We start from the raw sequence: 24,497 nt of genomic DNA, 5'->3' as shown, positions 1-24,497 counted from the left end.
CCTATAGGGAGCACCGCCATGCGTGAATGGAACCTGCAATCGGATCCTGCCGGGCGTGCGTCCTCTTCCGCAACGCGCCGCCGGAATCTGCGCTGTTGGTTACGGTCGCGGGCCCGGTGGCTGGGATTAGGGTCGCTGGCCATGCTGTTCGCGGTGGAAGGCTGCGCGATGCTGCCAAGCGCCGGCGATTCAGCGCCCAATCCCGCACCCTGGTACCAATTTTGGTCCAGCTATCAGGCCCGATTCATCGACCCGCAAGGGCGGGTCATCGACTGGAACGATGGCGGCATCACCACGTCAGAGGGGCAGTCCTACGCCTTGTTTTTTGCACTGGTGGCGAACAATCCCAAACTGTTCCAGAACATTCTGACCTGGACCCAGGATAACCTGGCGCAAGGCAGCCTTGCCGCGCACTTGCCCGCTTGGCGCTGGGGCGAGCGTCCCAATAAAACCTGGGGCGTACTCGATACCAACTCGGCAGCGGACGCGGACTTGTGGATCGCCTACACCTTGATTCAGGCAGGGCGCCTGTGGGACCGCAATAGCTACACGGCAATGGGTACGCTGCTGGCCAAACACATCGCCCAGAAAGAGGTTGTCACCCTACCGGGTATCGGAACGATGCTTATACCCGGAAATGCGGGATTTCACATCGCCCCGCATACCTACGTCTTCAACCCCAGTTATCTGCCTCTGCCGGTTGTTGAAGGATTGGCGCACGCCTTGCCACATGGCCCCTGGCGCGCTATGGCGGCGCATCTGCCCGGCTTCATCAAGGCGGTCAGCCCCATGGCTTCGCGCCAGACTGGGTAGCCTATTCCCCGCAAGAGGGGTACCACATGGCCCCCCAGGGAGCCGATGGCAGCTATAACGCCATTCGCGTGTATCTCTGGGCCGGCATGAGCAATCCCGATACCCCGGGTGCCCAACGGATTCTGGACAGCGTTTCGGGTATGGCGCATTACCTGCAATCGCATCTGCTGCCACCGGTCAGTGAAAACTGGCAGACTGGCGCGACCTCGGGAACAGGCCCAACGGGCTTTTCCGCCGCCTTGATTCCCTACCTGATGCAGAAAAACATGAATCCGGCGGTGCACAACCAGTGGCTCAGACTCAATGCCGACTATGATCGTGCAGATGGCCTCTACGGCAAAACAGCCCATTACTATGATCAAAACCTCGCCCTCTTCGCCTTGGGATGGGTATACCACACCATACGATTTGACCGTAACGGCGAACTGAAGCCGTCCTGGTCAAATAGGAAACAGTAAAAAGACGCTACGTTGTATGGCATGAAATCCATGGAGGTATTATTTATGGCTACTACCAGACCCCCGACAAACAGCCAGGTAAAAAAGCAGCGTGTTCACGAAGGTGTGGGTTATTCAACGGATGTGCGTACGTTGAATAACCCATTACATTGGATGGCGGCCTCAAATTATTATCGACTTCAGGAAACAGATAGTGAAGCGTGTATGACCACGATCCCAGACGCAACAAGATTTTGCAAAAAAAGACATATAGAAATAAACGCATCATGGGAAGAGTCGATAGCAGAACACGGCATGAAAACCATTCCTCGGTCATTCACTAGGAATAAGCGATCTATAGACGGGGAGGATTATCATCAATTCTACGATCTCATAGGAGATGCATTTCGAACGGGTGCTCACCTGGACGCAAATGCCGAGCAGCTGTTTAATGACTTTTGTAGAAGGTTGTTGAGTTCGATCGGCCCCATGAAATGGTCCAGCCTGGTCGGGTTAACGGATGTCCATGAACCATCGCGTATGGTTCATCGCACTATTAATTCGATCAGCGATGCCCCAAAAAAGCAACAGATCACTTCAGTGATTGGCGAAAAATTGCCAGAAAAATCCAGGATATATGATCTATCAAAACTGGAAACACCCGCCATTTTGCGCATGCTTCGAGGTCAGGTCTGCGAGACGGCGGTGCTACCCGTTCGTCTGGATCATCAGAATGCACTGTGGATACTTGGAAGTGACCAGCCTGGATACCTGGATCGCATAGGTCTGAAGCATCTGCTCATGGCACCCAGCATGCTGGAATTAATGGTCACAGCTAAAGAGCAGGCGCAGCGTGATCCACTGACGGGATTACCTAATCGTGCCTACCTAACACCACGACTGGCCGAAGCTAGAGCCCGCAGTGTTCGCCAAAAAAACCTATTCGCTCTAGGGGTGCTTGATCTGGACGGTTTCAAGGCTGTGAACGATACGCTCGGCCATAAAGCTGGAGACTGGATATTACAGGAGGTGTCGGCGCGATGGAAAAATGTATTGCGGGCCTCAGACGCCCTAATTCGTCTTGGGGGTGATGAATTTGTCATTCTTGTTGAGAATCTCGAAAATTATGATGTTCTTGGCCAAATATTGGACCGCATCAAAGAGGTGACAGATAAACCTTACATTTATGATGATCACAAAATACAAATTGGTGTGAGCTTAGGCTTAACCATATTTCCTTTTGATGATGCCTCTGATGAAGCATTAATACACCATGCGGATCAGGCGCTTTATGTGGCAAAGGCCACCAAGGCAACGCGGAGACAATTTTTCACCCTATACAGTGAAACATATGGGAAGTCAGCTTCATGAAAACTCAGCGTTGCTTCCTGCGGCGCTGCGTCAATTCAGACGATGTGGGGCTGGGGTGCTGGCCGACCCGCTGCAGGACATCGACCAGGTAATCGTAAGGGTTGATATCGTGGAGTCGGCAGGTGGGGAGCAGACTCTGCACGATGCCGACCTGTTTGGCGCCCCCAACTGGGGTTAAGTAAAAGTGGGGGAGGGCGGGTACTGTGCAAACGACACACTGCTTTGGAAGCCGGTGGATTGTAAACATTGGCGAATGGGGAGAGTCAGTGGTTGATACCTGGTTGATGCTGGCGGCAGTCAGCAAAAGTTATGTTTAGCACATTTACACCATAACTTACTGATTTTTAAGGTGGTGCCCAGGGCCGGACTCGAACCGGCACGGCATAAGCCGAGGGATTTTAAGTCCCTTGCGTCTACCGATTTCGCCACCTGGGCGGAAGAAAATCCGGGGGTCCGTTTACGCATCTACCCAGATAACCTGTAGCCTATCATAGACCGGGCGGCTTTGGCAGGGGTGTCATTGCATCTTTGGGCTGGCGCCGCCTCTAAAGTTCGGGGGTTGTTGGTCGACGATCAGAATGGTTTACGTATTTTCCTTATATTGTTAGGGTGTTGTTTGTCGTGGTCGACAACTACCGCCTTGATAAAATGAATAATTATCGGTATTCTGCTGCGGTAGCATTAATTAATCCAGTAGATTTTATGTAAATAATTTTTGAGATAATCGGATAAACGTAGTCCATATCACGCCGAATTTTGTGAATTAAAATATCCCAGCCATAATGAACAGGAGAGTATATGCGATTGCCTGAAACATCCCAAATTTCATTCCATAATAAATATGGAAAGCGCATAATATTTGTTTTAATGTTCATATTTCCCGCATGGATGACATCCATTACAGGCGCTATGGCCAAAACTTCGAAACTCTGGTCGGGTAGTGCCGCATTTGGGCTTTCCAGTGCCACTGGAACATTTCCCTCTTTAAATCTCAATAGTCATGATTGGGTGCGTTGGCAAAAGCATCATTGGCAAAATCGGGCGCACGTGAGTTATAATTACACTGCCGCATCGTCGGCTATCTATGCCAACCGTCTCGTGTTGGGAAACCAGACTCGATATTACTTTAAACCAAAGATTCGCTATGTTTTCGCTAATATTCGTTATGATCGCAATCAGTTTAACGGCTACTTTTACCATCTGACAGAAATTATAGGCGAAGGTAATGTCATACATTTAAATAAGACGATGTCCTTGGATTACCAAGGAGGTATCGGTGCTCAGGAAGATCAACCCATAGGTCAGAAACGTCAAACTAGCCCAGCCGCCCGGCTGGCGGTTAATTATCGATGGCACTTGACCCATCACGCAACTTTCAAGGAAGCTGTAACTACACTACTGTCAACAGCCAACAATAATACTTATGAATCGATTACCAGCCTTGAATCCCGACTGTATGGGAATTTTAATTTGCAATTATCTTATACCGCCACATATAATGAGTTTCCGGTGATTAGCTATTATAAGAAATTCAATACCATTACTACGGCGGATTTGATGTACCACTTTTAGTAGCTCAGAGCGCCTCATGGGTGGTTAATTTGTGTTGTGCCGGTTAATAGCCTGGCTGGTGTTGCGCCCAATGCACGGGCGGCAATTGGTTGAGTAGGTGCGGATTTTGCCACCCTGGTTGGCGGTGCTCGATGAGTATATCGGTGGTGATGCCGCCGCGCACATACCAGCGTCCCAGTAGGCGCAGATAGCGTGGGTTGATCAGATGGATCAGATGGTCAGCGATGCGGTTGGTCATGGCCTCGTGAAAGGCGCCTTCGTCGCGAAAGCTCCAGAGATAAAGTTTGAGGGATTTCAGCTCGACATTGTACTGATCCGGGATGAAGTCCAGTATAAAGTGTGCAAAGTCGGGTTGCCCAGTCAGCGGGCAGAGGCAGGTAAATTCGGGCAGATCCATGTGCACGACATAGTCGCGCTCGGGGTGAGGATTAGAAAAACGCTCTAAGGTTTTGCTGGGTTGACTGGGCATCTGGAACTCCTCATTATCTGTGCTTCACCGATTCGGCATACTATAGCAAAAATATCCCTTCATGCGCCTCTCGGCCATTATCCTCCAAGGCTTTAAATCCTTCCGCGAAAACACGCGCATTCAGTTCGACGCCAATCCGGTGGTGATCGTCGGGCCTAATGGTTGCGGCAAATCCAATACGGTCGATGCCCTGCGCTGGGTACTCGGTGAATCCTCGGCGCGCCAGCTGCGTAGCGGCGTCCTGAGCGATGTGATTTCCAATGGTGGCGACAGTCGCCCGGCCGCCCCCATGGCGATGGTCGAGTTGCGCTTTGATAACAGTGATGGGGCGGCCCCCGGCGCTTTTGCTGACGTGGCCGAAATCAGCGTCAAGCGCAGCCTGGATCGCAAGGGCGACGGCCATTACCGGATTAACGGTGCCCGCTGTCGGCGGCGCGATGTGGGCGACTTGTTTCTCGGCACCGGACTCGGCGGCAATGCTTATGCCATCGTTGAGCAGGGAACCATCGGGCGCATTATTGAAGCACGCCCGGACGATCTGCGCGCCATTCTCGAAGAGGCGGGCGGCATCAGCCGTTACAAGGAGCGCCGCCGGGAAACCACACAACGCATTGCTGAAACGCGTGAGCATCTGCAGCGCTTGCGTGATATTCACGGCGAGATGGATGGTCAGTGGCAACGCTTGCAGCGGCAGGCCCAGGCGGCGCAAAAGCTGCGCGCCCTACGGGTAGAGGAGCGTCAATGGCAGTGGTGGGGTGCGACCCTTCGCGTGGAGCTTCTCGAAACGGAGCAGCAACAGACCGCGGTGCGGCGCGCCGCACTGCAAGCAAGCTATCAGCAGGAAGAACGCCATCTTATTGCTGCAGCGCAGTCGCTGGATCAACTGCGTGTGGAAGAACGCCATGGCCACGACGCCATCGCCGTCGCCCAAGGCGAACTGTATGAGGTGCAGGCCCGGCAAAGCGATGTGATGCATCGGCTTCGGGAACAACAGACGGCGATCCAACGTTGTCAGAGTGGGGTGGACCAGCAGCGGGCACAGCTACAGAAAATCCAATTTGAACAAGCACGTCAGACGGAGAGTGAAAGTCAGCGGCAGCAGCGTTTGCAGAAGTTAGCCGCAGATCAGCACGCCCTGACCGAAGAAGAAGAGCGTGCCCGACGCGGACGGCAGGAAGCGGAGCGCGCGCTTGAAAAACAGGATCAGGAACGTCAGCAACAGCAGCAGGCTTTGGCAGAACTGCGTCGTAAAAGGGACGTAACGACGGCGCAAATCCGTGAGCTGGAGCCGCGTCTGCGGGATATTGAACGACGCTTGCAACAGCAGATTGCGGAAGCACCTTCAGACCGCCCCGCTTTGGCAGCTCTGGAAGCGCGTTGTGAATCCGGGGAAATGTCGTTAAAAGAGGCCGCAACAGCACTTCTGGGGCAACGCGATGCCCTGGAAGCAGCCCAGGCACAGGCCACTGCTTTGCGCGAACCGCGCGATACCGCGCAGGCCAGGGTGCAAGAGTGCGAAGCCCGGCAAAAGGCACTGGAAAGTCTGTTGCAACGGCTGCAAAAACCGGCAGCGAACAATGACACGGCAAACACCCGACTGGTGGACCAGATACGGGTGTTACCCGGCTGGGAGCGGGCAGTGGAGGGGGTGTTGCGTGGTCGCCTGCACGCCGCGGTGATGGAAGGCGACAGCGCGGTCACGCAGGACACAGTCTTATGGAAGAGCGCGGCGTTACCACCCGACTTGCCGCAAGATGCACTGGTGCAGGCCCTGGAAAGACCAGAGACTTTGGACTTGGGGCTAAGTGACTGGCTGTGGGGACTGCGCATGGCTCCGGATCTGGCCTGCGCCCTCGGTCAGCGGCAGCAATTGCAGGCGGGAGAGGCATGGATTACGCCACAGGGTGTATTGGTGCATCGTTCGGGAATGGAATATCCCGAGAACGAAAATGGCGCCAGTCTGCTGCAATGTCGCCGCGAACTGGCGGAAAATAGCGAGAGTTTTCGTCAGGCACAGGCAGCGTTGACTGTGGCACACATGGCATTGACGGCGGCGGAACAACAAGTACAGGCCCTCCAGGAGCAGGTCAAAGCCGCAGACAGCCGTTGCCAGGCTCTAAGCCGACAATATGCCCAGGATCGGGAATCACTGGCCGGTCTGCGCAGTCGGGTGGAGGCCGAAGAGCGACAGCGGACAGAACGCGTTGCTGAGTCCGGGCGACTCGGCAACGAACGGGCCATATTAGAGTCACGCATGCAAGGACTGCATCAGGATTTGGCTGTCGATGAACGCGGCTGGCAGGATTTGGAGCAGTCGGTACAAAACGCGCAGCGGATGACCGATGGACTGCGGCGTCGGGCAGGTGAATTGCGTGCAGCTTATGGTCGCTTGCGGGACGAACGCCAGTCGTTGGAAGTCCAGCAACAGCGGTTGCAGGCTGAGTCAGAGGCCGCCGTTGCCCGTGCCGTAGATCTGCAACAGCAAAGGGATCACTTTGCCATGACGGCGACTCAGGGCGACGAGGAGCTTGCCCGCCTGCAAACAGAGCTGCCGGAAATGGAGGCGGCACGGGAGGCCGTAGCGGGTTTGCGGGCGGAGCGTAATGCCCAGTTGTTGGCCTTGCAGAGCGCGGCACAGAGCGCAGAGCAGCAGATTCGTCAGCAAGAAAGCCAGCGCCACCGGCTGGAGGAACGGCTGCGCGTCCTGCAACAGTCCGGGGCCGCCGCCGATCAGCAACTGGCGGGCCTGCAGGCGCGCCTGGAAGAATACCAGCAACGCGCCGCGCTACTCGCACAGGATTTGGGTGGAGACCCCGGGCCTTGCCCAGATGGGTCTCTCTGCGAAGAAAATATCGCGCGGATCAGTACGGCTATCGCCCGTCTTGGCAATGTGAATCTTGCTGCCGAGGAAGAGTTGCAGGAGCTGGAAGGGCACCGCGGTAATCTGCTGAGCCAGGTCGAAGATGTGGAATCCGCCCTGCAAAGTCTGGAAGAGGCGATGGCGGCCATGGATCAGGAAACGACTGCCCGTTTTCGTGACACCCTCGATAAGGTCAACCAAGCCTTACAGGAACTTTTTGCCACTCTTTTTGGTGGCGGGCAGGCGCAACTGAGCCTGGTGGGCGAGGACCTGCTGGATGCGGGACTGGTCCTGCGTGCGCAACCGCCGGGCAAACGCAACGCCAGTCTGCAGCAACTCTCCGGCGGCGAGAAGGCACTCACCGCCATTGCGTTGGTATTTGCCTTGTTCCGCTTGAATCCCGCGCCCTTTTGTGTGCTGGATGAAGTAGATGCACCGCTGGACGATGCCAACGTCGGACGTTTCTGTCATCTGGTACAGAAAATGGCGGCACAGACCCAGTTTTTGATCGTGACCCATCGCAGTCTGACCATGCAGGTCGCCGAGCAACTGGTGGGTGTTACCATGACCGAGCCGGGTATCTCCCGTATTGTACGGGTTGAGGTAGCCGATACGCTTGCGCAGGCGGCGCGCCGCGAGGAAGCGGCGCCTTAATGCGAATTCCGGATTCAGGCGTGTTGTTCGACAGGCGCCAGGTGCAGCGAAAGAATAGGCCACCCCCGGGCTTCGGCGAGGGCGCGCAGGCGCGGATCGGGGTCAACCGCGACGGGGTGGGTGACGGTTTCCAGTAAAGGCAGATCATTGTGGGAGTCACTATAGAAAGTGCTATCTTGCAAAGCGCTCTCCCAGTCCAGTCCCTGTATCTGCAACCAGTCCCGTAAGCGTTGCACTTTGCCCGCCTGAAAACAGGGGATACCAACCGTCTGGCCGGTAAATTCCCCTGTCGCTGTCTCTTCGGGCTCCGTCGCGAGCAGGTGCGCAATCCCCAGTTCTTCCGCAATGGGTGCCGTCACAAAACGATTCGTGGCGGTGATGATGACCAGCAGATCGCCTTGCCGGCGATGATCCTCGATCAGGGCGCGGGCGCGCTCCGAAATCATCGGTAGCACCCATTCCTGCAGATATTCCCGGTGCCAGGCATTGAGCTGAGCACGCGGGTGTGCAGCCAGAGGGGTGAGCTGAAAATTCAGGAAAGCCTGAATATCCAGGGTGCCCGCCATATAGTCCGCATAAAACTGGTCATTGCGACGATTGAAGCACTCGGCGTCCACAATGCCGCGGCTGCCGAGAAATTTCATCCAGGCATGATCAGAGTCGCCAGACAGCAGCGTGTTGTCCAGATCAAAAAGAGTGAGGGCCATAGGTTCTCCGTCCAGTGAGTTGGGCAATGGCAAATGCCGCGCCAGCATATCGCAAATGTGCTTTCTGGTATAATTTGCCAGGGACTGGGCGCGCAACAGGTGCATGCGCAGGGTATATTCTCGAAAGCAAGGAGCGGATGGTGGTGCAGGGCAATCCTACGGACTTTAAGCGTATCCAGCAGTTGCGGGCCGAATTGGTGGCCGCCAATAAAGCGTATTATCAGCAAGATGCACCGACTCTGAGTGATGCGGAATATGATGCACGTCTGCGCGAACTCCGCCGTCTGGAGGACCGCAATCCGCAATGGCAAAGTGCCGATTCGCCGACCCAGAGAGTAGGGGCAGCGCCCCTGGACGCCTTTACCGAAGTTCACTATAGCGTAGCGATGACCTCCCTGGATAACGTATTTGATCAGGATGGATTTCGTGATTGGCTGGGGCGTGTGCAAAAAGGGCTGCACCTTGAAGAGGTTGCGCTGAGTGCCGAACCCAAGTTTGATGGTCTTTCGGTCAACATCCGTTATGTGGATGGCAAGCTGATGCAGGCCGGGACCCGCGGCGATGGTCAAAGTGGCGAGGATGTCACCGCCAATGTCCGCACCATCCGCAATATTCCTCTGCAACTGGCCGGCAAGGGCTGGCCGGATCTGTTGGAGATACGCGGGGAGGTGGTGATTCCTGTGGCGGCTTTCCAGCGATTGAATGAAGAGCGCCTGCATGAGGGAGAAAATCCCTTTGCCAATCCACGCAATGCGGCAGCGGGCAGTCTGCGGCAACTGGATTCTAAAATAACAGCGAAACGCCCCCTGGCGTTCTTTCCCTGGGGATGGGGAGAAAACAGTGCGCCGCTGGGGGGATCGCACAGCGCGGTGATGCACAGCCTTTCTGTCTGGGGTTTTGAGGTGACATCTTACTTGCGCAATGTTCGCCATCTTATGGAATGCGAAAGCTATTTCAATGAAATGCAGAAATCACGCGAAAGCATGCCTTTTGAAATCGACGGTCTCGTATTCAAGGTCGATGATTTGACGGCCAGGGAGCGCTTAGGCTTTACCGCTCGCGCACCGCGTTGGGCCATTGCCTATAAATTTCCGGCGCACGAAGAGCGTACCGTGGTCGAAGATATCCTGGCTTCCGTGGGGCGCACCGGTGTAATTACTCCGGTGGCTGTCTTGCAGCCGGTGCAAGTGGGTGGCGTGACCGTGAGTCGCGCCAGTTTGCATAATCAGGATGAGGTGGATCGTAAAGATATACGCGTGGGCGACACGGTACTGGTGCGCCGTGCCGGGGATGTGATTCCGGAAGTGGTCATGGTGCTCAAGGAGGAACGTCTACCAGCGGCACAACCTTGGCAAATGCCGTTGCGTTGTCCGGTTTGTGACTCGGAAGTCCTGCGGCTGGCCAACGAATCGGCGCACCGCTGCATGGGTGGGCTGTACTGCCCGGCACAACGGATGGGCGCTGTCGAGCACTTCGCCGCGCGCAAGGCCATGGATATCCGGGGCTTGGGCGAGAAGCTCGTCCAGCAACTGGTCGAACGAGGTCTGGTGCATTCCGTAGCCGATATTTATCATCTGGATGAGGCCGCACTTTGCGGATTGGAGCGCATGGCCAGTCGCTCCGCCCAAAAACTGCTGGCGGAAATAGAGCAGTCCCGTCATACCAGTCTCTCGCGCTTCCTCTACGCCCTGGGTATCCGTCAGGTGGGAGAAAGCACGGCTAAATCTTTGGCAGCCTATTTTGGCGACCTGGAACCGTTACTGGCGGCGACGCCGGAAGTCTTGCAGAATATTCCCGACGTGGGGCCCGTAGTGGCAGAATCCATCGTACATTTTTTTGCCCAGCCCCATAACCTGGACGTGATCGCGGCATTACGGACTGGTGGTTTGGATTGGGATGTCGTCGAACCGCAAAAAGGCGGGTGTTTTCGGGGGATGACCCTGGTACTCACTGGCTCTTTGGACAGTATGACCCGGGAAGATGCCAAAGTCGCCATAGAAAATAGGGGCGGAAAAGTCAGCAGCGCCGTTTCCGCTAAAACAAGCTACGTGATTGTCGGTAAAGAGGCGGGCAGCAAGGCGGAAAAAGCCGCAAAGCTGGGCCTGAAACAGCTCACTGAAGCACAATTTTTGGCAATGCTTTCAAAAAAGGAATAAGCATGCAGCAGAGTAGAACATTCCGTATCAATGTGGTCGATGTTCATGGCGAAGTGTACAGCGGTATGGCACGTTTTGCGGCAGTGCCGGCGGAGCTGGGTGAGATCGGAATTCTGCCAGGGCATGCGCCCTTGCTGTCAGGGCTGCGCGCCGGAGAGCTGCGTATTACCAAAGCCGATGGTCAGACACAGATTCTTTTTCTGGAAGGCGGATTGTTAGAGATTCAGCCCGATATCGTGACGATACTCGCCAATGCAAGTCTGCGGATCATGGATATTGACCTCCATGATACACAGAGCCGCATTAAAGATGCCCAGGCCACATTGGCGAAAGATGCTGTACCTCCCATGGATTTTGCCCGCGCCGAACTGGAATTACAGAGAGAACAGGCGAAAGTAAGCGCCTATCAGCGCTATCAGGCGTGCGAACAACGGGGTGGCAAAACGAGTAATTACGACTGGGAACGTCCGCCTTTGCAGAGCGTGCCAAAAGTGAACGCGCAAGAGCTGGAAGACTAAGAACCCTGGGCCAGATTAGGAATGGTGGTCTTTGCGCGCCAGAATAGGTGGAAAGTGCGCTCCAGAATCTCGCAAAAACTTATGGTAGTGACTCTGAACCCGTAAAAATCGGAAGTAGCTAAAGCCCCCGACAACCATTGATAATAAAATAAATAGCACACCGAGAACGATAACGGAGTGATAGTTAAAGAAGTGAATCAGTACCAAACCAGCTATGGCCAAGTCCAGCGTGGTGCGCAAAAAAGCATATAAAGTCCGCCGGTTGGCTGCTGCTGTGCGATCCAGTGCGAGCCAGTCACGGAGCACCAATTTACTTTTCGGATAGGTATGAAAATAATCGCGATGCGCATCCAGGTGGTTGAATAAGAATCGGGGTTTCATTATAGATCATCTTCTATCTTTTCGTAGGCTTCCATTCGTTGTAAATTTTTATAGTGTGTTTTAATTTTCAGATAGAGAGAAATACCTGCGGCCAGGATAATCAATGCGAGAACAAAACCCAGATAAAACAGATGGTCCTCAAGATAGCCATTGAATACACGAATAAAAATAAGCGTGGCAATGATCAGAGTCAAGGTCACACGAATATAACCTAGAAAAGTGCGGGTACCCGCAAATACCGTTCTGTCCATGGCAAGAAAGTCACGCAGAACCATCTCTTTCTTGTTGTAATCATCATAGGGCAGATGGCGCATGGTACTCTCTAAGTTCCTTATCATAAGGGTGGCGGGCGAGGGCGGAGACTGTATTATAAGACAAGGCGAAAAGATGGGAAAGCATTCGTCAGGCAATGATTTTTTATCGCGGAAAATAAAATTCTGATGGGCTCAGTGCTGACTGTTTTTTTGGGGCGGTTCCTTCCCGCATTGGGCACAGACCCCGTTGACCACCAATTCCATTTCAATCATGGAATAGTCGGCTGGCAGTGGGGGCGTCGGTACACTACTTTCGGGTAGGCAAAATACCTGGCGACAAGCGACACAATGGAAATGCGGGTGTTGGGTGGCCGTTTCATCACGGTGGGCGCTAAAGCGCCAGATCCGGTCGTCTGCCGTGATCCGGTGGGCGAGTCCGGTCTGTACCAACCATTCCAGATTACGGTAGAGGCTGACACGGTCAACCGCCCCTGTCTCCGACGCCTCCAGACGCTGCTGCAGCTCGGGATGACTGAGTGGTTGCTCGGCTGCCAGCAGTGTTTTGAAGACCGCTACCCGTAAACGCGTGATGCGCTGCCCGATGGCGCGGAGACGCTGCGCTGCCTCGGCATCGGAAACTTCCGCCGTGAGGGTGGGATGGAGTGATGAATGCGCCATAAAGTCATGCTAGAGCAGAAGGCCGGGAGGGCGCAAGCAATGGCCCTGCATTACTTCCCTGGACAGCGCCCTATCTGCCGCGCTAGATTTTCAGTCAGGCCCATTCAGGAGTTCCTCATGTCCCCAGAAGTCATCACCATCGGTCAACCTGTACCTCAGTTTCATGCCGCAGCCTATGGTAAGGCATCCTCCATCAGCATCGATGACCTGCGCGGAACGGTCGTAGTGATCTATTTTTACCCCAAGGATGACACGCCGGGTTGTACGACAGAGGGGCAGGAGTTCACGGCACTCTACCCGGAATTCCAGGCTGCTGGCGCGGAAATTCTCGGTGTTTCCCGGGATACGCTGGCCAGCCATGAAAAGTTTTCCTGCAAGTTCAACTTCCCTTTTCCGCTCCTGGCCGACACGGATGAAGCACTCTGCAAGGCCTTTGATGTACTCAAGGAGAAGAACAATTACGGCAAGGTGAGCATGGGCGTTGAACGCAGCACTTTCGTGATCGACCGGGAAGGCAAAATCGCCTACGTCGAGCGCAAAGTGAAGGCCGCCGGACATGCAGCCGCCATCTTAGACATCGTCAAGCAATTACCATGAGTCGCCAGGAAGCGGGGGTTTCAAGCCCGGTGAGGGCGCGTCTCTACATTCTGGATACCAACGTGCTGATGCACGATCCCTCAGCGCTATTCCGCTTCCAGGAACACGACATCCTGCTGCCGATGGTCGTTCTGGAGGAGCTGGATCAGCACAAAAAAGGCCTGAGTGAGCAAGCGCGTAATGTGCGTCAGGTCAGCCGTTATCTGGACGAGATGCTGACGGATACCGCTGATCTGGATCGTGGTTTGGTGCTGCCTTATGCGCAGGGACGACTTTATTTCCAGACTGCCGCACATCAGCAGGCGCTGCCTGAAGATCTGGCCGCTGGCAAGGCGGACAATGAAATCCTCGCCGTGACTCTGGCCTTGCAGAATAGTCATCCCGAAAAAGACGTGATTCTCGTCAGTAAAGATATCAATTTGCGCATCAAGGGACGCACCCTCGGGATTCGGGTGGAGGATTACCAGAACGATCGTGCTCTGGACGATGTGGACCTGCTCTACACCGGTACAGAGACGCTGAGTGCCGATTTCTGGGATCTGCATAGTCGCGATCTGGACGCTTGGCAGGAAAGCGGACGGAGTTATTACAAAATCAGCGGCCCTGCCATTCAGCGCTGGCATCCCAATCAGTTTATCGCGATTGATACACTGGCGGGGGTGGCCGAAGACTTTGCGGCGATTGTCCGCGAAGTGCATCCGGAACACGCCATTATCGAACGCATAACCGACTATCGAAGCGAGCGGCATGCAGTCTGGGGTATTTTGGCGCGCAATCCGGAGCAGAATTTTGCCCTGAATCTACTGATGGATCCGGACATCGATTTTGTCACCTTGCTTGGGCACGCGGGTACCGGTAAGACGCTGCTGACGCTGGCGGCGGCGCTGCATCAGATTTTTGAGCAGAAGCGCTACTCGGAAGTGATCATCACCCGTGCGACCGTGCCGGTGGGCGATGAGATTGGCTTCCTGCCCGGCACGGAGGAAGAGAAAATGCTGCCGTGGATGGGGGCGCTGGAGGATAATCTGGAAATTCTGGCGCGCGGCAGTGATGATGGTGGCAGTTGGGGACGCAGTGCGACGCAGGATCTGATCAATAAGCGGATTCGCGTCAAATCCATGAGCTTTATGCGCGGGCGTACCTTTCTGGAGAAGTTCGTCATCATCGACGAGGCACAGAATTTGACTTCCAAGGAAATGAAAACCCTGATCACCCGTGCCGGTCCGGGGACCAAAATTGTCTGCCTGGGCAATATTGCGCAGATCGACACGCCCTACCTGACGGAAACCACCTCAGGATTGACCTATGTGGTGGATCGCTTCAAGGACTGGGCCTACAGCGGACATGTCACCCTGCGTCGCGGTGAGCGTTCGCGTTTGGCGGATTTTGCCAATGATGCCTTGTGATCCCCTTGTCTACTGACCTGCTGAGCCCTTAGACTGCGCGCAGGGCATCAGGGGAGTGAACGCATGACATGGTCGGTCGCGGATAGTCGCCATCTGTATAACTTGCCGCATTGGGGCGAGGGGTATTTCGATGTCGGTGCGGACGGACAGATCATCGTCCGTCCCGACGCCAACCCGCAGGGTGCCGCTATTGGGCTGGCCGATGTCGCGGCGGCACTGGGTGAGCATTCCCTCGCTTTACCCTGCCTCCTGCGTTTTCCGCAGATTCTGGGCGATCGAGTCGCGCGCCTGCACAGCGCGTTTGCTGAGGCCATCCGCGCCCTCGACTATGGCGGTAGCTACACGCCCGTTTATCCGATCAAGGTCAATCAGCAGCGGCGCGTCGTCGAAGAAATTTTGCGTGCCGGTGCGGGTAGCGTCGGTCTGGAGGCGGGTAGCAAACCGGAGCTGCTGGCGGTCATCGGACTGATGCCGGTGGGCGGCACCATCATCTGCAATGGTTACAAAGACAACGAGTATATTCGCCTGGCCCTGACGGGTGAGAAATTGGGCATGCAGGTCTACCTGGTGGTGGAAAAACCCTCGGAACTGCCTCTGATCCTGAATGAGGCCCGCAAGCTCGGCGTTAAACCCCGGATCGGGGTGCGCGCGCGGCTGGCATCCGCCGGTTCCGGCAAGTGGCAGAATACCGGTGGCGAAAAATCTAAATTCGGCCTGTCTACGGCGGACATCCTGGAACTCGTCCACCGCCTGCGGACAGAAAATGCGCTCGATAGCCTGCAATTGCTGCACTTCCATCTCGGTTCCCAGATTCCCAATATTCAGTTCATCAAAGGCGGCATGCGCGAGTGTGCCCGTCTGTATGCGGAACTGCGACGCCTGGGCGCGGCCCTGGAGGTGGTGGATGTGGGCGGTGGGTTGGGTGTGGACTATGAAGGAACGCACTCCCGCGCGTACTGCTCCACGAACTATCATGTCTCCGACTATGCCCATGCCATCGTCGCCACACTGGCTGATGTGGCGCGCCAGGAGGGGCTGCCGGAGCCGCGTATCATCTCTGAATCGGGCCGGGCGCTGACGGCGCATCACGCCATTTTGCTGGCTAATGTCACCGATGTGGAGATGGCGGCCGGAGAGCATCCGTCGTCAGCACCTTCGGTCGACCTGATGGAGGGTGAATGGGGCCGTCTGCTCACCCGCCTGGACCAGGGTAACGCCGCCGCGGCGCTGGAAGTTTATCAGGAGGCCCTTTATCTGCTGGCGGAGCTTCACCAGCAATTCAAGCTCGGCATCATTCACATTGAGGCGCGCGCCGAAGCCGAAGGCATTTATGCCCAACTGCTCTGGCGGGTGCGCGGCTTTCTCGACCCGCACAATCGCGCGCACCGCGACATTCTTGATGAACTCGACGAAAAGCTGGTGGACAAATATTTCGTTAACTTCTCTTTGTTTCAGTCGCTGCCCGATGTCTGGGCCATTGATCAGATTTTCCCGATATTGCCCATCCAACGACTGAATGAAGAGCCGACCCGGCGAGCTCGTCTCGAAGACATCACTTGCGACTCCGACGGCAGGATTGATGCGTACGTGACGGCCGAAGGCCTGACACCGGCACTGCCGGTACATCTGCTACAGGCAGATACGCCTTATCTCCTCGGTATTTTTCTGGTAGGTGCTTACCAGGAAATTCTCGGGGATATGCATAATCTGTTCGGCGACACCGACTCGGTTAATGTGCTCTGTGATGCCTCGGGCGCCATGCGTCTGGAGCAGCCGCTGGCAGGGGATACGGTGGAGGCCGTCCTGCAATACGTACAGTTTTCCGCCAGCGACCTACTGGCCCGCTACCAGAAGAAAGTGGAAGCCTGCAGTCATCTCGGCGACGTGGAGCGGCACGAGTTTCTGCAGCAGTTTGCGGATGGCCTGCATGGTTATACCTATTTAACCGCCCATGATCTGATTGAAGACCTGACGTAGCAGCGTCAACTCCATCATCGGCAGGCGGCGCAGCTCACTGATGGGCTTGAAATCGCCATCATGAGAGGCGATTGCCGCGTGGGGGGCTTCAAATGTCGTGAAGCGGGCGAGGTGAATCTGAATTGGACCAGTGTCGGTAGACAGCCAAACCTCGAAACCGTCGTCCAGCTCTATCTGGCTGGGATTTATGTTCAGTTTCTCCAATACTGCATGCAGTACGTCAGTGGGCGTGTCGCCGGTTTCCGTGGGTGCTGCAAGCATACTGGTGTTCTCCGGCAGTGGCGCGGGCAACATCACACTGTCGTTGATGCGTACGAAGCGCAGGGCGGTACTGTAACTATCGAAGTGACAGAAGATCAGGCGATTGCGTTCGAGGAGGTCGGCTGTGGGCATTGGGTTATTCCTGTTTCGATTGGGGGGTGATCAGGTTAGCCGATGGTGATGGTCAGCGGTTCCAGCCCGGCAACAGCGGCCTCGATCACATCGCCCTTTACCACGGGGCCCACGCCGGCGGGGGTGCCGGTGAAGATGAGGTCTCCGGGAAAGAGCTCGACCTGATTCGACAGAAAATGGACGATCTGCGGGATTTTCCAGAGCATGTCACCGACATCGGCGCTCTGGCGGATTTGACCATTCACCTTGAGGTCGATCTTGCCGCGGGCGATATTCCCTGAATAAAACTCGGGCGTGATGGCCGTGCAGGGCGCCGAATGGTCGAATGCTTTGGCCATGTCCCAGGGTTGTCCTTTTTCGCGGGCGGCGCGTTGCAGGTCGCGACGGGTCATGTCCAGACCCACGGCATAGCCGAACACGTAGTCGTAATCGACCTTGTCCATGGGGATGTTTTTGCCGCCCTTGTGCAGCGCCACCACCAGCTCCACCTCGGGTTGCAGGTCGGTAGTGCCGGGCGGGTAGGGCAGCACCGAATTATTCTGCAGAACGGCGCTGGCCGGTTTCATGAAAAATAAGGGTTCGGCATCGGGCGTGGCGCCCATTTCCCGGACGTGATCGGCGTAGTTTTGCCCGACGCAAAAAATGCGGCGCACCGGGAAAGGGTTGCTGGACATGGCGTCCAGAGTCACGATAGGGGCGGGTGGGAAGGCGTAGTTCATGGACAGGCTCCTGTGCCGGGCGAAATGGCGGGATAACAGACATCTGCTTTCATTGCGTCCTCTTTAAACCATTCCGGCTGGTTTTTGCGGTACACCCGCAGCCACATCAGGGTATCTGGTGCCAGCGCGCACACCGCGAGCCAAAGCAGGATGTCCGCTGCTTGATCACTGGTCGCGAGGCGCTGGTCGAGGGTGCGCCAGCCATCCCAGTCAATTTCCACCATCAGGGCGTGGATCTCTGCCGACAGGAGCAGGGCGGCCGCGCTCATGAGGCGAAGCTGGCGTCGAGTTTCCGCACGGGTGAGGCGCGACGCGAGAAACTCTTCCTTCTCCAGCCCCTCAGTCAGCGTGAGTACGGCGGTCCCCGCCGCTTCGATCACGTTAAAGGGCGAGATGCTCGTTGTATGATACATCATCAGACTCAATGCGCCGTCAGGCCATCGGCATAAGCGCGGATGACGGAGGCCCCTACCAGATCGTGGGGGTCCAGTTCGCCGATTTTTTCCAGAATTTCCCGGCATTCGTCCAGTCGCTTGCGGCGCAACAGGATGAAACTCAGGGCCTTCAGGGTGAAGAGATAAAAATGGGCAGGACTGTAAATCATGGACCAGTCTGCCGTGCCTGGGGCGAGTTGCTGCCAGTTGGGGGGAAATCCGCCCAGTCGTGCCCCGCTGGTCAGGGCGCTGCGTGCTATCTCTTCGGCCTCCGCCAGCCGGGACTGGCGGAACAGCAGCTTGTACATGGCAAAATAGGCGGGCAGGTAATTCGGATCGGTCAGCAGATGCTGCCTCAGCAGTTTTTCCACCTCGGTCGGGTGTGTGCTGTTGGCCAGTGCGGCCTCCAGCAGCGAAGCGGTCTGCCCGGTCGGATCGGCAAAGGGCAGGGTGATCTCTCGGAGGGCACCGTCAGGGCTCATTGGACCAAGCCTCCCGGCTTAACCGAACTTGAAGAGAATGCCGTGACCGCCCCGTGGATAGGACCAATCCACGTTGCGATATTCCGAACAGATGACCCGGCAGGTGCCACACTCCAGGCAGCCGTCCGTGGTCAGGACCACTCCACCAGCCTCGTCTTTGGCGTAACAGGCGGCCGGACAGGCGAAGGTGCAGGACTGTGTTTTGCAATCATCCGCGCAGACCTGAGGATCGCTGATCTGAATATGCGGCCGACCCTCATCAACCCGGTAGCGGTTTTGAAACAGTTTCTCTTCGATCTTGATCATCGTGTTGCCCTCCACATGCGGTAGGCATCTCCTACCAAACCCCATAACGAGCGTTGCTGTACAAAGCTGCCACGAATGGTCTTTTCCTTGCTGTGTTTATCCTGACCATCGACCATCAGCATGGTATGCGCGGCGCGGTTGAGGAGTTGCGGATACACTGAAAAGAAATGCGGATTGCTGTGCAGGATCTCTGGTAATTCCTTGTACTTGCGCAAATCTTTCATGACGAAACTGTCGTCCAGCGCGGCTTTGTAACGGGCAAGATGGGGTGCCGTACAGGGAAGCTTCATCTCTTTCAGGGCGATAACCGTTTCTGCGGCCAAGCGGCCACTGGTCATCGCCAGGTTGGAGCCTTCGCGGTGGACCGCATTTACCAGTCCGGCGCTGTCCCCCGCGATCATCCAGCCGTCGCCGTAGAGGGTCGGAACGGCCTTGTAGCCCCCTTCGGGAATCAGGTGGGCGGCATACTCCTTCATTTCGCCCCCCGCAATCAACGGTGCAATGGCCGGATGCGCCTTGAGTTCTTCGAGGAGGGTATAGGGCGCGATGCCCGCTTTCTTGAAGTCGGACAAGAGACAACCGATGCCCAGGGTAATGGATTCCTTGTTGGTATAGAGGAAGGCGGTGCCGACCATGCCGTGGGTGACGGCACCGGCAATCTCAATGACCACCCCTTCGTTGCCCTTGATGTTGAAACGGCTCTGGACGACCTCTTCGGGCAGAAAGTGAATTTCCTTGACCGCGAGCGCGACATTTTTGGCTTCGAGTTCGCCATGGAACCCGGCTTTTTTGGCCAGCAGCGAATTGACGCCGTCCGCCAGAATCACCACATCGGCATAAATATCGCCGCCCGCACGATCGGTGCGAATACCGATAACTTTTTTGCCTTCCTGGATGAGTTCGGTGACGGTCGTCTCGCAGATGACCAGGCCACCTGCGGCCTTGACCTTCCCGGAGAACCACTTGTCGAAAGGCGCCCGGAGGATGGTATAACGATTGGGCTGGTCGCTGTTGAATGCATCGGAGCGGTAATTGGTCCCGATGAAGGATTTTTCATCCAGCACCCACATGCGCTGTTCGATCACGTGGCGCTCCAACGGGGCGTCGTCGCGGAAATCGGGAATGATGCGCTCCAGCGCGTCGGCATAGAGAATGGCCCCCTGGACGTTTTTGGTGCCGGGGGTTTCACCCCGTTCCAGTTGCAATACGCTCAGACCCGCCTTGGCCATGGTATACGCGGCTGCATTACCGGCGGGGCCGGCACCTACCACTATGGCATCAAATTTTTCGGCCATGTCATGACTCCTGTAATTAACCGGCCCGGCGGTTCACAGCCAGACGGCTGCGCAAGGCGTCGGTGAGGACGGGAAGGATTTGCACGGCGTCGCCGACAATGCCATAAGTAGCAAAGTCGAAGATGGGCGCATTGGGATCGTTGTTGATGGCGATGATCACGTCGGAGGCTTCCATGCCGACGCGATGCTGAATCGCCCCGGAGATACCCGCGGCAATATAGAGTTTGGGGCGCACGGTCTTGCCCGATTGTCCGATCTGACGGTCGGCGGGTAGCCAGCCGGCATGGGTCACCGGACGCGATCCGCCCACTTCGGCACCGAGTACGGCAGCCAGATCCCAGATCAGGCGAAAGTTTTCGGCTTTGCCCATGCCCCGGCCGCCCGCCACGATAATGTCGGCATAGGCGAGCTGCGCCTGCTCCTGGGCGTCGTCGGGGATGAACTCCAGGACCTTGGCGATAATGTTGTCCTCCTGCATCTGCAGGTTTTCGGAAACAATACGGCCGCGGCACTCCGGCGTAGCTTCGGGCATGGCCATGACCCGGGGGCGGATGGTGGCCATCTGCGGGCGGTAGTTGAGGGTCTGGATGGTGCAGAGCAGGCTGCCGCCAAAGGTCGGACGGGTGGCGAGCAGTCCGCGATTGTCCGGATCAATGGCGAGCTCCGTGCAGTCTGCGGTCAAACCCGTGAGCAGAGTGGTGGCCACACTACCGGCGAGATCGCGGCCCAGGGTGGTGGCGCCGAGCAAGAGAATCTCCGGTTGGTACTTGTTGACCAGGTCAGTCATGGCCTTGGTGTAGGGCTCGTTGCGATAGTCCGTAAGAATGGGATCGGCCACGATATAGGCCACATCGGCGCCATAGGTGAAAGCGCTGCGGGCAGCAGCACCCAGTTCATCGCTGCTGCCGCCGAGGATGACGGCGCCCAGTTCTACATTGAGAATATCGGCCAGCTTGCGCCCTTCGCCGAGCAATTCCCAGGACACCTGATGTACTTGGCCCCGTTCCATTTCGACAAACACCCAGATCCCTTTGTAGGCCGCCAGGCGGGGATCCAGTTCCAGGCGCTTTTTGCCTTTGGGCTTTGCGGGTGCGGCAGTGTTCTCGCTCATGCGAATGCTCCTTGTGCGTTTATGGGGTGATCAGGCCGAGTTCCTGCGCCAGGCGCGGGTGCTGGCTGCTGAGGATATCCAGGAAGGCGTTGGCGGTGCCGCTGGCGTCCAGATCGGCGCCGATCATCTGTGCCTTCACAGCCCTGGGCTTGGGAGTGAATATCTTGCTGACCACCGTGGGCGAGCCCTTGAGGCCGATTTTGCTGACATCTTCAATCCCGGCACGGTCTTTATTCCATTGCGGCACGGTAAGACGAGCCGAGCGGAACATGTCATCCATGCTCGCGAAACGGATCTGGTTGCTACCCTCCAGCATGGTGATCAGGGCAGGCAGGCGGGTCCGGATCACCTGCACACCGCCTTCCGAGCGGCGTTGTACAGTAATGGTACGTTCCTGAAGGTCCAATGCGTCGATAGCCGATACGTAGGTGAGGAGTTGCAGGCCCAGGCGTTTGGCAATGCCCGGTCCGACCTGCGCGGTATCGCCGTCAATGGTCTGCTTGCCAGTGAACACCAGATCTACGGGATGCTCCTCACCAATTTTGCGGATGGTCTGTGCCAGGGCGAAGGAAGTCGCCAGGGTATCGGCGCCGGCGAAGGCGCGGTCGGTCAGGAGTATCACGTCGTCGGCACCATAGGCGATCGCCTTGCGCAGTGCGTCTTCTGCCTGGGGCGGCCCCATGGTCAGCACGGTGACTCGCCCACCGAAACGGTCCTTGAGGCGCAAGGCCTCTTCGATAGCGAAAACATCGAAGGGATTGATGATGGCGGGTACGCCCTGCCGCATGATGGTATTGGTGACCGGATGCACCCGGATCTGGGCGCTGTCGGGAACCTGTTTAATACAGACGACAATATGCATGGCGTACTCCTGTTACCGATCTGTCGGTGATCTGAAGATGCTGTTGCACTGATCTAAGCAATCTTCATTCCAGATACGAGTATCTTGTTAATTTCAAGATAAACAGTCTTTTGGCTAAAATGCACCAGAAAAACAACGTAGGCAGCCGATGTATGTTTTGCGACAAAATGCATGCTTTATCACGGTAAACTCAATGCGTCCGCTGGCTCTCGCTGACGGTGGCGGCTTTGGCGAGGAGCACGGCATTGCTGCTGAGGGCAAATTCACGCCAGGCGGCAGCGAGGTCGCGGGCGATAGTGGACAGATATTCCTTGCCGGGTGCGTGCTCTTCGGGAAAATTGGAGAGCGCACAGGAACTGCGGTTAAAGGCGAGGGCCTCCCTGATCAGGGTCTGATGAACGGTTGCGAAAGGTGCATGCACTTCCAGCGTTAAATCAGAACGCCCCTTATGGATACCCGTGCTGCTGGTGTCAAAAGGCAATTCGCTCAGTTGGCGCAATGCCTCGCTATAGAACTGCTCGATGGTGTCGAGCAGGGCGCGCTGGGTCAACTGTTCCTTGTGCTGGCGGGCCAGGTATTGATTCAGGTGACGGCGATAGGTTGCCAGCAAATCCGGCTGTTGCGCGGTCACCCATGTACCGAATAGGGCGATGCAGGCGGTGTTGTCGGCAGGGCCGGTTAGTGCTTCCGGGCTAAGCGATACGGGGTCAGGGGCGAGTATCCGCTGTAGGCGGGCGGCGGATTCCAGGGCGCCTTCCAGATAGCCGCCGCCATAGCCCGCAGTTTCGGAGCCACCGAAAAACAGCTTGTTTTCCCACAGCGGCAGGCGCAGCTTCGGGTTGCCGTATTCAGGATGCATACTGGGAGGCGTGCGGTCCAGGGTGCTACAGGTGTAGGCTTCCTGAGCCCAGTCATGGACATGTTGTTCTCCGTCTTCTGCTGGCAGATCAAAGACCTGCACCAGTTGGCTGGAGATCAGCAAGGCCATGGTGGCGGGCGGAATGGTGGCGCGAAATGCCGGTGGGAGGGAAAAAAATGCGCCGAGTGCGGCCTGCTCGCCGGTGGCATCACAGGCGTCGAAAATTTCGGGGAGCACCACCTGTTCGTGGGTGACGAAGGCGTTCCCGGACCGGCCCGATTTCCGCCAGAACGCCTGATCGTAAGCAACGACCACCTTGGCCTGATCGGCCATCCAGGTGTGCGTCGCGCGCATGGCCTCGCGCAGGGACGCGTTCAGGGGAGGATCGAAACGGACGTGCTCTTCCAGCAGGCGGGGAGGGACGGCGAGAATCGCATGCCGCGCACTGACCTGCACAATCTTTCCGTTGTGGCGGAAACTGAGCATAACGTGATCGTCATCTTCCTCCACGGATAGCAACGTATGGCCCAGATGCAACCGGTCCACCGGGAGTTGCGCGGTGATGGCGGTCACGAGATGCTCCATCCCACCTATCACGCGCCGGGCCCCACCGTGTATATCCGTCAACGCCATAACCTCCGGTTTCTCATCCACTGTATTCAGACGCAGGATGTCACCCTGGTCATGTTGGGCAAAAGTATCGAGTCCGAGGTCAGAGATTAGCCGGGTGACGCGCGGTTGGGTATCCGGCCAGAACCAGGTAGGCCCCAGATCCACCGCCAGATTGTTGCGCTGGCAGCGTTCGGAAAATATACGCCCGCCCAGACGCTCACGCGCTTCATAGAGCGTGAAATCTAGCCCGCGCTCCTGCAGGCTTCGGGCCAATGCAAGCCCGCATAAGCCACCACCAACAATGATTATATCTGGCACGGTTCCGCTCCTCCTGGCTGCCTATTCGCGTATCCAGCAATATTTATACCGGGATCCGGAGCATGGGGTGCGGCACCGGCACGCGACACTATATTATTCATATAAACAATTGGGTTCGTACTATCTGCGCAGTTTTTGCGGATCTGCGTGTGGTCGGACAGGGCCGTCGTTAACGTAGCTTTTGTAGAGTCTGGTCAGCTTTACGACAAAATTTGTCTGGCGGTGAGCGTGGGCCATCTCATGAAGCAGACCCTCT

The 24,497-nt window shown here is 56.6% G+C and carries 24 protein-coding genes, 1 tRNA gene and 1 pseudogene; 10 read left to right on the top strand and 16 right to left on the bottom strand.

Annotation, left to right across the window (positions count from 1 at the left end):
• Positions 1-18 precede the first annotated feature (18 nt).
• From H2515_RS16335 to H2515_RS07960, 3 genes are read left to right on the top strand one after another with little or no spacing between them, the layout of a single operon-like run.
• Positions 19-813 carry a glycosyl hydrolase family 8 gene (locus tag H2515_RS16335; RefSeq protein ID WP_269802037.1) on the top strand — a complete coding sequence of 265 codons (795 nt, stop codon included), beginning with the start codon at positions 19-21 and terminating at the stop codon, positions 811-813.
• A 26-nt stretch (positions 814-839) separates the two neighbouring features.
• On the top strand, positions 840-1,271 hold the full coding sequence (locus tag H2515_RS16330) for a glycosyl hydrolase family 8 (protein WP_269802036.1): 432 nt from the start codon (positions 840-842) through the stop codon (positions 1,269-1,271).
• Positions 1,272-1,316: 45 nt separating this feature from the next.
• Positions 1,317-2,621, top strand: coding sequence for a GGDEF domain-containing protein (locus H2515_RS07960; RefSeq protein WP_198659775.1), 1,305 nt, complete (start codon positions 1,317-1,319; stop codon positions 2,619-2,621).
• A 4-nt stretch (positions 2,622-2,625) separates the two neighbouring features.
• Here H2515_RS07960 and H2515_RS07955 read toward each other — a convergent pair.
• Together H2515_RS07955 and H2515_RS07950 are read right to left on the bottom strand one after the other, a co-directional pair.
• Positions 2,626-2,784: pseudogene (locus H2515_RS07955) on the bottom strand (transposase domain-containing protein); the annotation flags it as partial.
• A gap of 187 nt (positions 2,785-2,971) precedes the next feature.
• Positions 2,972-3,056: transfer RNA gene (locus H2515_RS07950), tRNA-Leu, on the bottom strand.
• 363 nt (positions 3,057-3,419) lie between these two features.
• Here H2515_RS07950 and H2515_RS07945 point away from each other — a divergent pair.
• Complete coding sequence (locus H2515_RS07945; RefSeq protein WP_035192644.1) at positions 3,420-4,193, top strand: DUF481 domain-containing protein; 774 nt, start codon at positions 3,420-3,422, stop codon at positions 4,191-4,193.
• Positions 4,194-4,236: 43 nt separating this feature from the next.
• On the opposite strand, the gene queF is transcribed toward H2515_RS07945, so the two are convergent.
• The gene (gene queF, locus H2515_RS07940; RefSeq protein WP_198659774.1) at positions 4,237-4,662 is read right to left on the bottom strand and encodes a preQ(1) synthase; all 426 of its coding nucleotides are present in this window, start codon (positions 4,660-4,662) and stop codon (positions 4,237-4,239) included.
• Positions 4,663-4,723: 61 nt separating this feature from the next.
• Here queF and smc point away from each other — a divergent pair, with 61 nt between their 5' ends.
• The gene (gene smc / locus H2515_RS07935; protein ID WP_198659773.1) at positions 4,724-8,176 is read left to right on the top strand and encodes a chromosome segregation protein SMC; all 3,453 of its coding nucleotides are present in this window, start codon (positions 4,724-4,726) and stop codon (positions 8,174-8,176) included.
• A gap of 14 nt (positions 8,177-8,190) precedes the next feature.
• Here smc and H2515_RS07930 read toward each other — a convergent pair whose 3' ends face one another.
• The gene (locus H2515_RS07930) at positions 8,191-8,883 is read right to left on the bottom strand and encodes a histidinol-phosphatase (protein ID WP_035192650.1); all 693 of its coding nucleotides are present in this window, start codon (positions 8,881-8,883) and stop codon (positions 8,191-8,193) included.
• Positions 8,884-9,020: 137 nt separating this feature from the next.
• On the opposite strand from H2515_RS07930, the gene ligA reads away from it, so the two are divergent.
• Both ligA and atpC read left to right on the top strand, forming a co-directional pair.
• Positions 9,021-11,039, top strand: a complete 2,019-nt coding sequence (gene ligA, locus H2515_RS07925; protein WP_241162223.1) for an NAD-dependent DNA ligase LigA — start codon at positions 9,021-9,023, stop codon at positions 11,037-11,039.
• A 2-nt stretch (positions 11,040-11,041) separates the two neighbouring features.
• Positions 11,042-11,557, top strand: a complete 516-nt coding sequence (atpC, locus tag H2515_RS07920; RefSeq protein ID WP_035192654.1) for an ATP synthase F1 subunit epsilon — start codon at positions 11,042-11,044, stop codon at positions 11,555-11,557.
• 15 nt (positions 11,558-11,572) lie between these two features.
• Here the strand turns inward: atpC and H2515_RS07915 are convergent, their stop codons facing one another.
• The 3 genes from H2515_RS07915 to H2515_RS07905 all read right to left on the bottom strand — a co-directional run bounded on the left by H2515_RS07915 (position 11,573) and on the right by H2515_RS07905 (position 12,870).
• Positions 11,573-11,938, bottom strand: a complete 366-nt coding sequence (locus tag H2515_RS07915) for a DUF202 domain-containing protein (RefSeq protein ID WP_051984785.1) — start codon at positions 11,936-11,938, stop codon at positions 11,573-11,575.
• On the bottom strand, positions 11,938-12,252 hold the full coding sequence (locus H2515_RS07910; protein ID WP_198659772.1) for a DUF202 domain-containing protein: 315 nt from the start codon (positions 12,250-12,252) through the stop codon (positions 11,938-11,940). The genes H2515_RS07915 and H2515_RS07910 overlap by 1 nt, the downstream gene beginning before the upstream one ends.
• Positions 12,253-12,384: 132 nt before the next feature.
• On the bottom strand, positions 12,385-12,870 hold the full coding sequence (locus tag H2515_RS07905) for a Fur family transcriptional regulator (protein ID WP_035192658.1): 486 nt from the start codon (positions 12,868-12,870) through the stop codon (positions 12,385-12,387).
• 117 nt (positions 12,871-12,987) lie between these two features.
• Between H2515_RS07905 and H2515_RS07900 the strand changes: the two genes are divergently transcribed.
• The 3 genes from H2515_RS07900 to speA all read left to right on the top strand — a co-directional run bounded on the left by H2515_RS07900 (position 12,988) and on the right by speA (position 16,850).
• Positions 12,988-13,467, top strand: a complete 480-nt coding sequence (locus tag H2515_RS07900) for a peroxiredoxin (protein WP_014028999.1) — start codon at positions 12,988-12,990, stop codon at positions 13,465-13,467.
• Positions 13,464-14,873 (top strand): PhoH family protein, encoded by a 1,410-nt coding sequence (locus tag H2515_RS07895; protein WP_035192660.1) that lies wholly within the window; start codon positions 13,464-13,466, stop codon positions 14,871-14,873. Before H2515_RS07900 ends, H2515_RS07895 begins: the two co-directional genes overlap by 4 nt.
• A 63-nt stretch (positions 14,874-14,936) precedes the next feature.
• Positions 14,937-16,850, top strand: a complete 1,914-nt coding sequence (gene speA / locus H2515_RS07890) for a biosynthetic arginine decarboxylase (protein WP_198661371.1) — start codon at positions 14,937-14,939, stop codon at positions 16,848-16,850.
• Here speA and H2515_RS07885 read toward each other — a convergent pair.
• The 9 genes from H2515_RS07885 to H2515_RS07845 all read right to left on the bottom strand — a co-directional run bounded on the left by H2515_RS07885 (position 16,815) and on the right by H2515_RS07845 (position 24,241).
• Entirely contained in the window at positions 16,815-17,243 is a 429-nt protein-coding gene (locus tag H2515_RS07885) for a hypothetical protein (protein ID WP_198661370.1), read from the bottom strand. The genes speA and H2515_RS07885 overlap by 36 nt on opposite strands.
• 35 nt (positions 17,244-17,278) lie before the next feature.
• The gene (locus H2515_RS07880; RefSeq protein ID WP_198661369.1) at positions 17,279-17,962 is read right to left on the bottom strand and encodes a fumarylacetoacetate hydrolase family protein; all 684 of its coding nucleotides are present in this window, start codon (positions 17,960-17,962) and stop codon (positions 17,279-17,281) included.
• Positions 17,959-18,378 (bottom strand): ribonuclease HepT family protein, encoded by a 420-nt coding sequence (locus H2515_RS07875; protein WP_226837217.1) that lies wholly within the window; start codon positions 18,376-18,378, stop codon positions 17,959-17,961. The genes H2515_RS07880 and H2515_RS07875 overlap by 4 nt, the downstream gene beginning before the upstream one ends.
• Before the next feature lie 5 nt (positions 18,379-18,383).
• Positions 18,384-18,878, bottom strand: a complete 495-nt coding sequence (locus tag H2515_RS07870) for a hypothetical protein (protein WP_198661368.1) — start codon at positions 18,876-18,878, stop codon at positions 18,384-18,386.
• A gap of 18 nt (positions 18,879-18,896) precedes the next feature.
• On the bottom strand, positions 18,897-19,184 hold the full coding sequence (locus tag H2515_RS07865; protein WP_014029007.1) for a ferredoxin family protein: 288 nt from the start codon (positions 19,182-19,184) through the stop codon (positions 18,897-18,899).
• Positions 19,181-20,479, bottom strand: a complete 1,299-nt coding sequence (locus H2515_RS07860) for an FAD-dependent monooxygenase (protein WP_198661367.1) — start codon at positions 20,477-20,479, stop codon at positions 19,181-19,183. The genes H2515_RS07865 and H2515_RS07860 overlap by 4 nt, the downstream gene beginning before the upstream one ends.
• 16 nt (positions 20,480-20,495) lie before the next feature.
• Positions 20,496-21,590, bottom strand: coding sequence for an electron transfer flavoprotein subunit alpha/FixB family protein (locus H2515_RS07855; protein ID WP_198661366.1), 1,095 nt, complete (start codon positions 21,588-21,590; stop codon positions 20,496-20,498).
• Positions 21,591-21,609: 19 nt separating this feature from the next.
• On the bottom strand, positions 21,610-22,452 hold the full coding sequence (locus H2515_RS07850) for an electron transfer flavoprotein subunit beta/FixA family protein (protein WP_014029010.1): 843 nt from the start codon (positions 22,450-22,452) through the stop codon (positions 21,610-21,612).
• Between the two features lie 190 nt (positions 22,453-22,642).
• Positions 22,643-24,241: a flavin monoamine oxidase family protein gene (locus H2515_RS07845; protein WP_198661365.1), complete on the bottom strand. Its 1,599-nt coding sequence runs from the start codon at positions 24,239-24,241 to the stop codon at positions 22,643-22,645.
• Positions 24,242-24,497: the final 256 nt, after the last annotated feature.

The sequence above is a fragment of the Acidithiobacillus ferrivorans genome, from assembly GCF_016250455.1.
Taxonomy (GTDB): Bacteria; Pseudomonadota; Gammaproteobacteria; order Acidithiobacillales; family Acidithiobacillaceae; genus Acidithiobacillus; species Acidithiobacillus ferrivorans.
Note: the sequence above shows the minus strand (reverse complement) of the source record. Positions and strands in the feature narration are given on the sequence as shown.